Below are 13,085 nucleotides of genomic sequence, written 5' to 3' on the forward strand. Positions count from 1 at the left end.
TTAACTTCATAGAGGCAGGTAAGTAACGGCCTGCCTCCCCATTTGCACCCATGCCTCCTTGAAATCGGCAATGGGTGCTTTTTTATTTTTTTGGCCGGTGAGGGGGTCATTAAAATACACATATTTACTGTCGTAGCCTGTCAGCAGGACGGAATGTTCCCTATATGTCACCATCACTTCGCCTTGCGGTGTGTGCCATTTCTCAAATTCGCTTGAATCAAGCTTTTTATAGCGCGTATTGGTGATAATCCATACTGGCCGTCCGTCGGAGAGAGGTATTTTTAGCTCATCAAAGTCAGCACCTGTTAAATCGCGTATTCTTCCGGGAAGAAACTTCCCGGCAAGGTCAGCGATTGGCTTGTGATAAACACCGAGGCCATGCTCCCCATGAGTATACATATTTCCGATAAAACCTTCATTGGGGTGCCCATAATGGATGACTCCTCCAACAACAGTACGTTGTTCAGGGTTTTTGTAGATTTGATCAGCAAGTTCAAGCTTGTCTACCTTTACACCTGCGTGCTTGAGAAGCATAGATAGGCTGGTCACTTCACAGCCCCGTGCCAGTTCAGGGAGCTGTGATACAGCTGGAACATCGAGCTGTATGGATTCTTCCAGTTTAATGACTGGGGACTGGCTTCCGGATTCCAGGAAGCTGCCCTCATCAAGCGGGGAGGATATCCAGGACTTGACTGTATCAACTGCTTTGGCAACTTTTATGGATCCAGTTCCGTCTGCAAGGAATGCTCCAGCAGCAGCCAGGAAGACAAGAAAAACCATTGAAACGAACCTAACAGGCGTTTTTCGTCGAAGCCACAATACAAGAAATAGGGTCAATGAGGAAGAAAAAGCGATTGTCAGGTATAATAAAAACATAGGATCACCTTGAATGCTCGAGTATTTTTTGTTTCTGAGGGTATAGTATATAAGTTTATATCGGCTTGATCCCTGGATCCTTTAGGGGGGAAGATGGGGGATATTTGAAGTTTAGCGGAACTTTAACACAGCACCGCACCGGGGGTCAGGCCCCCGGTGCGGCGATGCGGCAAAGCATCAGTCACTTTCCCTGGATTGAGCGGTAGTATTGAGCTTTTTCTGCGTATTCGCGGCTGATTCGCACCATGTCTTTTATATCATCTTCGTTTAGTTCACGGATGACTTTGGCAGGTCTTCCGAATGCTAGCGTATTAGGAGGAATTTTCTTTCCCTGCGGCACGAGGCTTCCTGCCCCGATAAAAGCTCCTTCTCCTATTTCCGCCTGGTCAAGGATGATGGATCCCATTCCAATCAGTGCTTTTTTTCGGATGATGCAGCTGTGCAGGATGACTTGATGGCCAACCGTCACTTCATCTTCTAAAATCAGCGGGTTATTGGGACTTTGGTGCAGCACGGAGTTATCCTGAATGTTTACTTTTCTGCCGATAATAGTCGGCGCAACATCGCCGCGGATTGTGCTGTTAAACCAGACGCTGGATTCCTCGCCGATTTCAACATCTCCAGTCACTGTGGCATAGTCTGCGATAAAGGCTGATTCAGCAATTTTGGGCAGCTTATCGTTATAAGGGTAAATCATTAAAAAGCACTCCTGTCATGTATAGGATTGAATAATAGGAAATCCCGGAAGGTTCAGGCTTTCCTTTACAGTTAATTATATATTATAGTTCTTTTAATAGTTGTGAAAGTAAAAGGTAGGTGCAGACATTCATGTGGAAATGGGAAGCAGAGGGAGAGGCAAGAGCAGTAATCGTGATTGTCCATGGTGCGCTCGAGCATCATGGCCGCTATGGCTGGCTGATAGAAATGTGGCGGACATCCGGGTTCCACGTCATCATGGGAGACTTGCCTGGACAAGGCATGACAACAAGAGCCCACAGGGGCCACATCGATGCTTTTGATGATTATCTTGTAGAAGTCAAGGAATGGCTGAACGCCGCATATGTTTTTGATCTTCCAGTCTTCCTGATCGGGCATAGTATGGGAGGGCTTGTAGCGATCCGTCATCTGCAGGAACACAGGGGCAACATTGCCGGGGTGATTCTCTCCTCGCCATGTCTTGGGCTTGTAAATTATCCGTCGAAGGCGTTGAATTTCCTTTCGGTTGTACTCAACTCGGTTGTCCCTTCCTTCAGGATAGCGCCTGGTCTGTCTGTCGATATGGCTACACGGAATGAAGATGTCAAAGAAGTAGATTACAATGATTCGCTTTACGTGACCAAAGTCTCTGTCAGGTGGTATCGGGAACTGCTAGATGCCATGGAACAAGCTTTTGAGGATATGGGGAAAATCCAGGATATCCCTATGCTGCTGATGCAGGGCGGTGACGACAAAATTGTCGACAAGCGCGCTGTGAAGGAATGGTTCAATAACGCTCCGTTATCAGAAAAAAGGTATAAGGAATGGCCAAATTGCTATCACGAAATTTTCAATGAACCCGAGAGGGATGAAGTTTTTGAATATGCAAAGGACTTTGTTATAAGCCAGTTGAAAGCAATTGGCTATATTTACTAGAGAGGAGCAATCTATGTCGATTCCATCGATGCCAATTGCCTTGATGTACCGAGTCTATCGAAAAGTCCTCCCACAGGTTCACCACGAACTTAAATATTGGAAGGAAAAAGCAAAAGATATACCGAATGATGAATTAAGGAAACAGGCACTTGCGAGCATTGAAGATAAAACATTTCATTGCGAAGGTGGAGGCATCCTCAGTCTCATTGCCAATGAAAGCTGCCCAAAAGCAATCAAGTTCATTGTGGCATACCAAACGATTAGCGATTATCTGGATAATCTCTGTGACCGGAGCACTTCTCTTGATCCAGCAGATTTTGCCGCGATTCATGAATCAATGGAGGACGCGCTTTCTGATAGCGGGGAACTTCGTAATTATTATCGGGAAAGAGAAGACTGCAATGACGGAGGCTACTTGGAAGAGCTTGTGACAGTCTGCCGGGAGACGATTGCAGGTTTGCCAAGCTATCCATTGATAAAAGGACAGCTAAATGAGCTTTGCAGGTATTATTGTGACCTGCAAATTCATAAGCATGTTGAACAGGGCAAAAGAGTCGAGAGGCTGAAGGAGTGGTTTGACGGACATAGGGACAAGATGCCTGAAATGCAGTGGTATGAATTTTCCGCTTGTACCGGATCGACACTTGGAATTTTTTGTCTCGTTTCCTATGCGATGCGTGACGATTTCCGGCCGGAGTTTGCCGACAGCATCCGCAATGGATATTTTCCATATATACAGGGCTTACATATTCTCCTCGATTACTTTATCGATCAAGATGAAGACTTGAAGGAAGGGGATTTGAATTTTTGCTTCTACTACGAAAGCGAAGAAGCCTTGTTCAGCAGGCTTCTCCATTTTATCGAGAATGCAGATTACCATACATCAAACCTGCCCCACCGCAAATTTCATCAACTGATCAACCGAGGCCTGCTGGGCGTATACCTATCCGATGAAAAAGTCCGGAGCCAGCATAATGTGAAAAAGCTGGCTAAAAGCATGATTAAAAGCGGCGGACATGTCAGCTATTTCTTCTATGTGAACGGACTATTGTACCGGTCAATTCAAAAATGGGTTCCGGCAAGCCTTGTCCGCTCATTTGTAAAATAAACAAAAGCACTCGTTCAGCATTGATTTGGCGCTGACCGGGCGCTTCCGCTTTTCATTGTCCAGCTAAAGCGCCTAGAGGCTTGAGTCATAAGCCAAGCCGTCAAGAAGGTTAAAGAGCAACCTTCTCGCTGGCTTGTCTTATGCTTGTCGCCTCTGAACAAGGCGCTTTCGCATTTCCCTTCACCGTTTTTCTATTGCTACGATGAAGGGCGGGCTGTTCTTTTGGTTAATGAATTGGTAGCGTAGAACATGGGCTTTGTCCTGCGGGAGTGTTTCGGCATACTGCAGCAGGATATCTTTTTCAGCACTGCCTTCCGGGTGGCCATGGTAAATCACAATCACAATGACTCCTTGCGGTGATAACATGTTAAAAATTTGTTCCACAGCTGCAATAGTCGTATCAGGAATTGTAACAATCGATTTGTCGCCTCCAGGAAGGTAGCCGAGATTAAAAATGGCCCCGGATATCCTCCCATGGAATTCTGGTGGAATCCAGGCTTTGGTATTCTGATGCCCGGTTTTAAATAGAGCTGCCCTTTTCTCCAGCCCCCGTTTGACAAGCTTTTCCATGCAGGATTCCAAAGCTGCTTCCTGAATGTCAAATCCAAAGACCTTGCCATTTTCGCCGACAAGATCTGCAAGGAATACAGTATCATGGCCATTTCCCACAGTTGCATCAATCACAATATCGCCTGGAGAAACAGCTTTTTCCAGCAGGATTTTGGCAAATGGGAGAATCCGTTCAAGCTTCAAGCGAGATCCTCCTTACCAGGAGCAAGATTTTCTTTTGCTCTGCTGTAATATTTCCCCTGCCAGCTGTTCCGCCTTTCCAATTCTGCATCAATCGCATTCAGTACTTCCCACTTGTTTACGCTCCACATAGGTCCAATCATTAAATCAATCGGACCGTCACCCGTGATACGGTGGACAATCATGCAAGGGGGCAAAACTTCAAGCTGGTCGCAAACGAGGCAAACATAATCTTCAAAAGAAAGGAACTCAAGCATCCCTTTTTCATATTGTTTGACCATCGGCGTTCCTTTGAGAAGGTGGAGAAGGTGTATTTTAATGCCTTGCACATCAAGTTTCGCGACTTCACGGGCTGTTTCCATCATCATTTCAGGTGTTTCAAGCGGCAGTCCATTGATGATATGAGTACAAACCCTGATTCCTCTTTTTCTAAGTTTCTCTACGCCCTCTTTATACACCTGGAAATCATGTGCGCGGTTTACAAGGAGCGCCGTCTTTTCGTGAATGGTCTGCAGACCCATTTCCAGCCAAAGGTAAGTTCGTTCATTAAGTTCGGCAAGATAGTCCACTACTTCATCCGGAAGGCAATCAGGCCTTGTGGCAATTGATAAGCCGACAACACCTTCCTGCTTCAGCACAGGCTTGAATTTCTCACGGAGCACAGAAACAGGTGCATGTGTATTGGTATAGGCCTGAAAATAAGCCATGTATTTTCCGTCTTTCCATTTAGTATGCATTTTTTCCCTTACCCGGCGAAATTGAGTATCAAGGTCCTCATTCCGGTCCCCGGCAAAATCGCCTGACCCTGCGGCGCTGCAGAAGGTACATCCTCCATAGGCAGCGGTCCCGTCACGGTTTGGACAGTCAAATCCTCCATCAAGCGAAATTTTAAACACCTTATGCCCGAAATGGTTTCGTAAATGGTAATTCCATGTATGATACCTTTTTTGGTCGGTAGCGTATGGAAATGGATTTTCCCGGTTCATTGTAAAAACTCCTCTTCAGCTTTTTTTCCGAATGTGGCTGTTTAAGCCAGCAAACCCATAAAAAGAATTGTATCACGAAGGTTTCGGGTATCCAATGCCCAAAAAGAAATGGAAGCATTAAGCAAGGATTCACAGTGATAGGAAGTAATGATGTGAACACACTAATAAGGAAGCGGCCAGCTTCATTTGATATTTTAGGGTTAGGGGGTCTTTGCCGATGGCAACACGCCAATCAGTTGAAGAACATATCCAGGTATGCGAAAACAGTATCGTTTCCGCCAGGGAGCAGTATGAAAAGGCAGGCATGCAGGAGCATTATAATGAGGAAGAATACACATCCTCGTTGCAGCAGCTGGAAACTGCCTATAATGACCTAGCCAAGCTTGCGTTCAGCTGCAATTCCCAGCAGCGTGAAAGGCTTCACCGAATGAGGCTCCAGCTTCAGCAGCTGCAAAACAGTATGATTTTGCGTGGCCATTAAAAAGGGGGCAAGCAGTGGATGAAAAAGAAATCAAAGCAAAATAACCCAGAGCAAAAGACAAGAAATGGAGTGAATAATCGGGATTTGGAATTGGGCTCCGAACATGACCCTGTCAAGAAAGCAAAAAAGAAGTACGAAGAAAGCGGAGGGCAGCCTGTTAAATCCAAGTTCCATCCAGAACCAGAGCAATCTTCGTAAGAGGGAAGCCGTATTTATCCTTTATGGATATGCGGCTTTTTCTATGTCCCCTGGGCAATTAAAATTCCTTGTGCAATTCATCCTGTTCACAAAACAGTTAAATCTCGAACATATTTCGTGATTTAAGTCACAGATAGAGGGCTTTTATAAATGTTTAAAATAGAGTAGACAATTAAACATGCATAATCATGCTCTTCCCCTAAAAAGTCAAAGATTATCCGGGGAAAGCGGCAATAAGGAACTTTTAATGTGAAATTATTCACAAAACGGACATGTTTATAGGAGGACTTACAAAAAGAATACAGGAAAGGATGTTACATATGAAAAAGTGGGGGCTTGTTTTGCCTTTGACCATCAGCCTTCTAATCGCTATACCGGGCTTTGCCAATGCAAATATTAGCGAGAACGCATTGAAAATGGAAGAGCTGACTGTTCAGGTCATGCCCGAATTTTCCTACCACCCAAAAGATAAAAACAGTGACAGGCCACCACTGCTGGTCGGTTATCATGGATCGCTGAAGAACAATACGGAAAAGGGGCAGAAAGGCCAAATTGAAATCCCGCTTCCAATGAATGAAAAGAACTTTCGGATTGGGTATGTAGCTGATTATTCCCGGGACCTTACAGAAATGAACGAGATCAAATATGAAGTAGATAAGCGCAAAGGGACAATATCGTGGAAAACGAGTGAAGAGATTCAGCCTCAGGAAATATACAAATTTGTAATCGAGTACTACAGTGACACCATCAAGGAGAAAAGAGACAGCAAACAGCTTCAATATACATTCAAAAGCTTTGCCGATATCGGCCTAATGAACCTGATCTTTGTAGAACCGTTGAAAAGTGAGAGCTTCAAATTGAAGCCTGAGGCAGAATCACATCAGAAAAATACATACAACATGAATATGTTTGTGTACCAGACTCAGGGAATGAAGCCAGGCACTGTGAAAAACATCCAGCTTGACTACAAACGGAATGAAAAGAACACTACTGCCGAAATTCTGGATTCAATGGCCGGAACAACCGGGAAAAAAGCGCCTGCCAGAGAGAACACAGAGAGAATGCCATTATGGCTCGTGATTGCTGTAGTAGGCGGAGTGTCAGCTGCCGCAGCACTTATTTTGGCAGCAATCATGAAGAAACGTTCAACCAGAGGAGCGAAAAGTATTCCCGATAAAGCTGTCAGACAGGACCGCAACGGATTGAAAAAGCAAAAGCTCAGGAGCATGCTTCTCGATGGAAGCATCACTGAGGAAGAATACAACGAACTGTCGAAAAAATTCGGAGGTTAATAACATGAAAAAAAACAGTAAAATACTCGCTGGTTTGGCTCTGGCAGCGACAGCCATTATCATCATGCTATTCTCCACAATGCCAAGTGCAGGGAGCAAGGAAATTACGATTACTGACCTTAGTGAAAACGCTGCCAAATATCAAGATGACTATATCATGACTCAAGGCTTGTTGAAGAAAGAGACAGTAAAATGGGATGCGGACAAGCTGGAATTGCACTTTGATATATATGATGAGAGCGGAAAGGAAATCATGCCGATATTCTATAAGGGAGTCAAGCCGGATAATTTCTCTGATGACGTCATTATCATTGTAGAAGGCTTCATCCAAAAAGACGGAGTTTTCCACGCGGAAAAAGTTCAAACAAAATGCCCTTCAAAATATGAAGGGAAAGATTATGACGAAGAAAAGCATAAAGAAATCTTCAATGACAAAAAGCAATAAAACAGACGGGTGGTTATCAGTATGTATGTGATCGGCAATATCGCCTTGTACCTTGGAATCGTGATAGCGGCTTATTCCCTTTTGGCCAATATCATCGGGATGATTAAAAAAGACAACAGATGGCTTGAAAGCGCCCGCGGTGGCGTTCTATCCCTCCTGTTTGTATCAAGCATAGCTGCAGCGCTACTTTTGTATTTGCTCGGAACAAGCCAATTTCAATTTAAATACGTGGCAACGTATACAAATGAAACGCTACCGCTCATCTACAAACTTTCAGCTTTTTGGGCAGGAAATGCAGGATCACTGATGCTCTGGGCTTTCCTCTTGTGTGTGTATGCAGCAATGGTCGTTTTTTCAAAAGAAAAAAGAAATCCGATGATGCCATATGTTTCGAGCATCATGCTCGTAAATATTTTATTTTTCTTTACAGTGATGGTCCTGAATGCCAACCCTTTTGAAATGACTGGGAGCATTCCACCTGATGGAAAAGGGCTCAATCCCATGCTCCAAAATCCGGGAATGGTCGTTCACCCGGTCACTTTGTACCTTGGCTATGTCGGACTTTCTGTTCCCTTTGCTTTCGGGATAGCAGCATTAATCCTGAAAAGGATGGATGCTGAATGGATCAAGCTGACAAGGCGGTGGACACTCACAGCCTGGATGTTCCTGACGATCGGAAATATCGTCGGCGGCTGGTGGGCATACCTCGAACTAGGCTGGGGAGGCTACTGGGCCTGGGATCCTGTCGAAAATGCATCATTCCTGCCATGGCTGACCGTATCCGCTTTCCTTCATTCAGTCATGATCCAGGAAAGGAAAAATATGCTTAAGACCTGGAATGTCAGCCTGATCATTCTTTCCTATATCCTGTCATTATTCGGAACATTTTTGGTCAGAAGCGGAATTCTGACGAGTGTCCATGCTTTTGGAGACAGCAATCTCGGAACTTATTTTCTTGTATTTATGTCATTCATGATGCTTGTTTCCATTTATATTGTCATGACTCGCTACCAACTGATCAAGAAGGAAAGCAATCAGGTCGAATCCTATTTTTCAAAAGAAAGCAGCTTTTTGGTGAACAACTTGATTTTCGTAGCGGCAGCATTTGCGGTTTTCTGGGGAACGATGTATCCGCTGATTTCTGAGACGCTGACAGGTGCAAAAATAAATGTCGGAGCGCCTTACTTTAACAAAGTCATGGCTCCAATCATGCTCTCGCTCATTGTATTGATGGCTGTCTGCCCTTTAATTGCATGGCAAAAGCCTGCGGTGGACAAATTCCTTAAAAGCATGATGTGGCCTCTTGCAGTCGGTGCCGCTACAGGAATCATTCTCACGGTACTTGGTGTCAAGGGGATATTTGCCATTATCGGATTATCATCCGCTTCCTTCATGTTGGCCACGCATATTCAGGAATTTATGAGAGGAACCAGCGCGAGGATGAAAGCGACAAAGGAAAATCCATGGAAGGCAGCCTATAGACTGACAGCCAAGAACCAGCGCAGGTATGGCGGATACATTGTCCATATTGGAATAGCAGTCCTGGCTATCGGAGTCATTTCATCGCAAGCATACTCCAAAGAAGTGATGAAGACAGTGAACAAAGGAGAGAGCTTTACAATCGGTAAGTATGAGCTGACCTTTAACAGTCTCGCAGAACGGATGAAAGATGGGAATGGCATTGTAACGGCAGATGTGGATGCTTCGTATAAGGGGAAATCAATCGGAAAGATCATGCCGGAAAAAATATTTTACGAGACATGGCCTGAGCCTTCTTCTGAAGTGGCGATCAAAACCAACCTTGCAGAAGATCTTTATGTGGTTGTCAGTTCATGGGAGAGTAGGGACAAGGTTACTTTTCTTGTCAAAGTCAATCCATTTGTAAGCTGGATATGGGCTGGAGGAATCATTATGCTGGCTGGAACGGTATTTGCCTTGTTCGGCGGGAAGCCAACATTATCCCGCATTCCTGCGATTGCCGGTCAGAAATTTAAGGGGAGGTGAACTCTATGAAAAAAATGATAGCTGCTACAATTATCATCTTGCTGGCCATGCCAGGATTCACAGCAGCTTATACCTATAACTCAAAAGAGTTTACCTCAATTGTCAAAAAGCTTGATATGCAGGGCCATGCTGATCATGAATTGTCAACATGCTCGGTTAAGAAGGTCTATTATGAGGAAATAATCGAGATGCTTAATGGCGGAAAATCTGAAGAACAGGTTCTTCAGTCCTATGTTAATGAATACGGCCAGGCTGCGCTTCGTACACCGGGAAAAGATAAAAGCGGGCTGATTGCATGGGGCATGCCGGCAGCAGGTTTTGCAGGCGGTGCGGCAATTGTTGCTTTGTGGATTAGAAAACTGAAAACAAAAGCAACTGCTGGCAGCGGGATTAAGACTTTGGAATGGGAGTCCGAAACGGAAAAACAAATTACCGAAAAAGTACTGGATGAGGAACGCCGCAAGCTATTTTAGGAGATGAATGAAATGGATTATGTTTTTTTGATAGCAGGTTCAGCCGTCATTCTCACTTGCTTCTACTTCATTATCTCCCCGTTCTTCTCTGGAACCGGGGAACTGTCAGAAAGTAATACTGAGAACGACAGGCCCGCCCTTGAACTCATATATGGCGCAGTCAATGAACTAGAAATGGATTTTTTGATGAAGAAAATTAACGAGGAAGACTTTTTGCACATGAAGGAACACTACCAGTTGTTGGCCGCTGACTTAATGAAAACAGACAGAAGGCCAAAGAAAAAAGCTGGACAGCAAGATAGCCATGAGGAAGAGCTTGAAATCCTCCAGGAACTGCAGCGGCTGCGGAAACAAAAAGGAAGACAGTGATGGACGTGCCTGCAATGCATCCCGAATGGCTTGTCACTTTTTGGATGGAAACTCCGGGATTGAATCAGCTGAACGCCCATTACACCCTTGCTCTTTTAGGTTTGTTTGCGGGAGTTCTGTACTTCGGGAAAAGAAAAAGGCAGGATGGAATCTTAGTATCTGACCCTGATGAAGTTCAATTTAAGCATTTAATCAGGAAAAGAACCCTAATCGAAGACCAAATGGCCGAACTGGATAAGAAGCTAGCGGAAGGTAGTTTACCAACGGAAAAATATGATGACGAATCAAGGGAACTTTCCAAGCATCTCGCCAAGGTACAACAGGATTTACGCCAATTTATTCAATGAAAGAGCTGGTACATATGCTGGAATTAAAAAACCTAACCAAAATACTCGGCGATAAAGTGATCCTTCGCAATGTCAGCCTTTCGCTTGATAGAGGAGAAAGCCTTGCGGTAGTCGGACCGAACGGCGCAGGGAAGAGCACATTCTTCAAATGTACGGTTGGACTGCTCCGGCCGACAAGCGGAGAGGTTTACCTGGATGGCGAACTGATTAGTAAGAACTCAATGTCTGTGAAGCAAAAAATCGGCTTTCTTGGACACGAGTCTTATCTATACAGTACTCTGACTCCGCTCGAGAATCTCAAATTCTACGGAAAACTGTACAAAATCAAAGAAGCGGATAAAAAATCGGCAGAACTGCTTAAAGAGGTTGGCCTTCATTTATTCAGGGATATGCCGGTCCGCTCTTTCTCAAGGGGGATGGTCCAAAGGCTCTCCATAGCGAGAGTCCTGCTGGCGGAACCCGAAATCCTGATGCTGGATGAACCGCATACAGGCCTTGACGTAGAAGCTGCCTACCTATTAAACAGAATCTTAAAAGAAAAGCAGCGTAGGGGGACAGCCATTTTAATGATCTCGCATGATTTTGAACAAGTACAAGAACTCGCTGACAGGGTTGCTGTGCTGTCTAAAGGAAAAATCGCTGATACGATGGCGATCAGACAAGGCTCAAACCTGGAGGCTTTGAAGGAGTGGTATGAAAAGGCGGTGAAGGGAGCATGAAGGCTATTATCTCCGATGCGTGGACTATCGCTGGAAAAGACTTGGGCAACGAATGGAAGAACAAGCAAACAATCGGAATGATGGTCATCTTCTCAAGCCTTGTTATCCTTGTTTTCAGCTTCGCTTTTGACCCGACGAACAATATGGTGAAGGCGGTCATTCCAGGTCTCATTTGGCTGATCACTATTTTTTCGGGCCTTCTCGGACTGAACCGTTCCTTCCTGTCAGAACAGGAGAATGATTCTATCACAGGCTTAAGGTCCGCACCCATCGACCCTTCAAGCATTTATCTGGGAAAGGTAATGGCTAACTGCACAATGGTTGCAGCAGTCCAGATCATCAGCATTCCTGTCTTGTTCCTCTTATTTGATTATCGATTCATGGGAGAGTTCCTTTGGTTTTTGCTTGTGCTGGCAGCCGGTACGCTTGGTTTCATCATTGTCGGTACATTCTTGGCTGCGCTGGCGGTCAATGCGAAAAACAGCGAAATGCTTCTGCCTGTCCTGCTTCTGCCATTGCTCAGTCCCCTGATGATTGCAGCAGTTCAAGCCACAAGAATAATCCTTGAGAATGCAGACATACAGGATGCCATGTCCTGGATCCAGCTTATGGCCGCCTATGATTTACTATTCCTTGCAGCCTGCTTTTTCTTATTTGAATTTATTATGGAGGGATCATGAATGAAACAAAAATCCGGCTTCATTGATACAGCGATGTTTTACCTGCTTATTCCGATGGTCTTTGCGGCCCTTTACTTTGTCTTTATCTGGTCGCCGGTAGAAAAATTTATGGGAGCGCCTCAAAAAATTTTTTACTTCCATGTCAGCTGTGCCTGGGTAGCATTTCTGGCCTTTTTCACAGTCGGCTACTACAGTGTCAGAACGCTCATTAAACCAAATATCAAGTTTCATATCCATGCAGGGATTTCAGCCGAGATCGGGGTTCTGTTCACAACGATCACTCTCCTGACAGGTATGATTTGGGGTAAATCAAGCTGGAATACTTGGTGGACATGGGAGCCCCGCCTTGCAACAACATTGATTCTCTGGTTCATTTACGTCGCCTACTTGTTTGTCAGGAGGATGGAGGGTTCCTGGGAGAAAATCGCAAAGCTGTCTGCCGTATTTGGCATCATCGGTGTTATCAATGTTCCAATCGTATTCATGGCCATTCGCTGGTGGAATACGAAGCTTCACCCAGTTGTATTTGGAGACGGAAAGAATCAGGATGGCGGAGGCATTGAGCCACCGATGCTGTTTACCCTCCTTTTCTGCATTTTTACGATCACGCTCCTTTATGCATACTTGATGCGCAAGGGGATAGAAATTGAAAAAATGCGCCATGCGGTGAAAAAAGCAAAGAATAAAGCCATTAACCGTCTTGCTGGCTGAAAATTAAACCATAT

General features: G+C 44.9%; 17 protein-coding genes. 13 read left to right on the top strand and 4 right to left on the bottom strand.

Going from position 1 to position 13,085, the window contains the following annotated elements:
• Window positions 1-6: 6 nt before the first annotated feature.
• Together D1970_RS16120 and D1970_RS16125 are read right to left on the bottom strand one after the other, a co-directional pair.
• Window positions 7-876, bottom strand: coding sequence for a C39 family peptidase (locus tag D1970_RS16120; protein WP_119113892.1), 870 nt, complete (start codon window positions 874-876; stop codon window positions 7-9).
• Window positions 877-1,057: 181 nt separating this feature from the next.
• The gene (locus D1970_RS16125) at window positions 1,058-1,573 is read right to left on the bottom strand and encodes a gamma carbonic anhydrase (RefSeq protein ID WP_119113893.1); all 516 of its coding nucleotides are present in this window, start codon (window positions 1,571-1,573) and stop codon (window positions 1,058-1,060) included.
• Between the two features lie 131 nt (window positions 1,574-1,704).
• On the opposite strand from D1970_RS16125, the gene D1970_RS16130 reads away from it, so the two are divergent.
• Window positions 1,705-2,508 (top strand): alpha/beta hydrolase, encoded by an 804-nt coding sequence (locus tag D1970_RS16130; protein WP_119113894.1) that lies wholly within the window; start codon window positions 1,705-1,707, stop codon window positions 2,506-2,508.
• Window positions 2,509-2,521: 13 nt separating this feature from the next.
• Window positions 2,522-3,616: a tetraprenyl-beta-curcumene synthase gene (tbcS, locus tag D1970_RS16135; protein WP_119113895.1), complete on the top strand. Its 1,095-nt coding sequence runs from the start codon at window positions 2,522-2,524 to the stop codon at window positions 3,614-3,616.
• A gap of 180 nt (window positions 3,617-3,796) precedes the next feature.
• Here tbcS and mnmM read toward each other — a convergent pair whose 3' ends face one another.
• Complete coding sequence (gene mnmM / locus D1970_RS16140; RefSeq protein WP_119113896.1) at window positions 3,797-4,369, bottom strand: tRNA 5-(aminomethyl)-2-thiouridylate-methyltransferase MnmM; 573 nt, start codon at window positions 4,367-4,369, stop codon at window positions 3,797-3,799.
• Window positions 4,366-5,352 carry a tRNA modification radical SAM protein MnmL/YtqA gene (gene mnmL / locus D1970_RS16145; RefSeq protein WP_119113897.1) on the bottom strand — a complete coding sequence of 329 codons (987 nt, stop codon included), beginning with the start codon at window positions 5,350-5,352 and terminating at the stop codon, window positions 4,366-4,368. The genes mnmM and mnmL overlap by 4 nt, the downstream gene beginning before the upstream one ends.
• A 217-nt stretch (window positions 5,353-5,569) precedes the next feature.
• Between mnmL and D1970_RS16150 the strand changes: the two genes are divergently transcribed.
• The 11 genes from D1970_RS16150 to D1970_RS16200 all read left to right on the top strand — a co-directional run bounded on the left by D1970_RS16150 (window position 5,570) and on the right by D1970_RS16200 (window position 13,071).
• Window positions 5,570-5,833 (top strand): YtzC family protein, encoded by a 264-nt coding sequence (locus tag D1970_RS16150; RefSeq protein ID WP_119113898.1) that lies wholly within the window; start codon window positions 5,570-5,572, stop codon window positions 5,831-5,833.
• A gap of 18 nt (window positions 5,834-5,851) precedes the next feature.
• Window positions 5,852-6,031, top strand: coding sequence for a glycogen biosynthesis protein GlgD (locus D1970_RS16155; RefSeq protein ID WP_119113899.1), 180 nt, complete (start codon window positions 5,852-5,854; stop codon window positions 6,029-6,031).
• A 320-nt stretch (window positions 6,032-6,351) separates the two neighbouring features.
• The gene (locus D1970_RS16160) at window positions 6,352-7,323 is read left to right on the top strand and encodes a hypothetical protein (protein ID WP_119113900.1); all 972 of its coding nucleotides are present in this window, start codon (window positions 6,352-6,354) and stop codon (window positions 7,321-7,323) included.
• A gap of 4 nt (window positions 7,324-7,327) precedes the next feature.
• Window positions 7,328-7,768 (top strand): cytochrome c maturation protein CcmE, encoded by a 441-nt coding sequence (locus D1970_RS16165; protein WP_119113901.1) that lies wholly within the window; start codon window positions 7,328-7,330, stop codon window positions 7,766-7,768.
• Window positions 7,769-7,789: 21 nt separating this feature from the next.
• Window positions 7,790-9,772 carry a heme lyase CcmF/NrfE family subunit gene (locus tag D1970_RS16170; protein ID WP_119113902.1) on the top strand — a complete coding sequence of 661 codons (1,983 nt, stop codon included), beginning with the start codon at window positions 7,790-7,792 and terminating at the stop codon, window positions 9,770-9,772.
• Window positions 9,773-9,777: 5 nt separating this feature from the next.
• Window positions 9,778-10,245 carry a cytochrome c-type biogenesis protein CcmH gene (locus D1970_RS16175; protein WP_119113903.1) on the top strand — a complete coding sequence of 156 codons (468 nt, stop codon included), beginning with the start codon at window positions 9,778-9,780 and terminating at the stop codon, window positions 10,243-10,245.
• Between the two features lie 12 nt (window positions 10,246-10,257).
• A complete protein-coding gene (locus tag D1970_RS16180; RefSeq protein ID WP_119113904.1) occupies window positions 10,258-10,614 on the top strand; it encodes a hypothetical protein in 357 nt (118 codons plus the stop codon).
• The gene (locus D1970_RS16185) at window positions 10,614-10,961 is read left to right on the top strand and encodes a hypothetical protein (protein WP_119113905.1); all 348 of its coding nucleotides are present in this window, start codon (window positions 10,614-10,616) and stop codon (window positions 10,959-10,961) included. The genes D1970_RS16180 and D1970_RS16185 overlap by 1 nt, the downstream gene beginning before the upstream one ends.
• A 14-nt stretch (window positions 10,962-10,975) precedes the next feature.
• Window positions 10,976-11,680: a heme ABC exporter ATP-binding protein CcmA gene (ccmA, locus tag D1970_RS16190; protein WP_181213197.1), complete on the top strand. Its 705-nt coding sequence runs from the start codon at window positions 10,976-10,978 to the stop codon at window positions 11,678-11,680.
• The gene (locus D1970_RS16195; RefSeq protein WP_119113907.1) at window positions 11,677-12,360 is read left to right on the top strand and encodes a heme exporter protein CcmB; all 684 of its coding nucleotides are present in this window, start codon (window positions 11,677-11,679) and stop codon (window positions 12,358-12,360) included. The genes ccmA and D1970_RS16195 overlap by 4 nt, the downstream gene beginning before the upstream one ends.
• A complete protein-coding gene (locus D1970_RS16200; protein WP_119113908.1) occupies window positions 12,361-13,071 on the top strand; it encodes a cytochrome c biogenesis protein in 711 nt (236 codons plus the stop codon).
• The last annotated feature ends 14 nt before the right edge of the window (window positions 13,072-13,085 follow it).

Origin of the sequence: Mesobacillus zeae, assembly GCF_003570705.1 — a bacterium.
GTDB classification, from domain to species: Bacteria; Bacillota; Bacilli; order Bacillales; family Cytobacillaceae; genus Mesobacillus_C; species Mesobacillus_C zeae.

Bases quoted from the DNA above. Each gene is read 5' to 3' on its own strand.
- D1970_RS16175 (WP_119113903.1), top strand. From the start codon at position 9,778: ATGAAAAAAATGATAGCTGCTACAATTATCATCTTGCTGGCCATGCCA.
- tbcS (WP_119113895.1), top strand. From the start codon at position 2,522: ATGTCGATTCCATCGATGCCAATTGCCTTGATGTACCGAGTCTATCGA.
- ccmA (WP_181213197.1), top strand. From the start codon at position 10,976: ATGCTGGAATTAAAAAACCTAACCAAAATACTCGGCGATAAAGTGATC.
- mnmL (WP_119113897.1), bottom strand. From the start codon at position 5,352: ATGAACCGGGAAAATCCATTTCCATACGCTACCGACCAAAAAAGGTAT.
- D1970_RS16165 (WP_119113901.1), top strand. From the start codon at position 7,328: ATGAAAAAAAACAGTAAAATACTCGCTGGTTTGGCTCTGGCAGCGACA.
- D1970_RS16155 (WP_119113899.1), top strand. From the start codon at position 5,852: ATGAAAAAGAAATCAAAGCAAAATAACCCAGAGCAAAAGACAAGAAAT.
- D1970_RS16125 (WP_119113893.1), bottom strand. From the start codon at position 1,573: ATGATTTACCCTTATAACGATAAGCTGCCCAAAATTGCTGAATCAGCC.
- D1970_RS16200 (WP_119113908.1), top strand. From the start codon at position 12,361: ATGAAACAAAAATCCGGCTTCATTGATACAGCGATGTTTTACCTGCTT.
- D1970_RS16150 (WP_119113898.1), top strand. From the start codon at position 5,570: ATGGCAACACGCCAATCAGTTGAAGAACATATCCAGGTATGCGAAAAC.
- D1970_RS16160 (WP_119113900.1), top strand. From the start codon at position 6,352: ATGAAAAAGTGGGGGCTTGTTTTGCCTTTGACCATCAGCCTTCTAATC.
- D1970_RS16180 (WP_119113904.1), top strand. From the start codon at position 10,258: ATGGATTATGTTTTTTTGATAGCAGGTTCAGCCGTCATTCTCACTTGC.
- D1970_RS16170 (WP_119113902.1), top strand. From the start codon at position 7,790: ATGTATGTGATCGGCAATATCGCCTTGTACCTTGGAATCGTGATAGCG.
- D1970_RS16130 (WP_119113894.1), top strand. From the start codon at position 1,705: ATGTGGAAATGGGAAGCAGAGGGAGAGGCAAGAGCAGTAATCGTGATT.
- D1970_RS16195 (WP_119113907.1), top strand. From the start codon at position 11,677: ATGAAGGCTATTATCTCCGATGCGTGGACTATCGCTGGAAAAGACTTG.
- D1970_RS16185 (WP_119113905.1), top strand. From the start codon at position 10,614: ATGGACGTGCCTGCAATGCATCCCGAATGGCTTGTCACTTTTTGGATG.
- D1970_RS16120 (WP_119113892.1), bottom strand. From the start codon at position 876: ATGTTTTTATTATACCTGACAATCGCTTTTTCTTCCTCATTGACCCTA.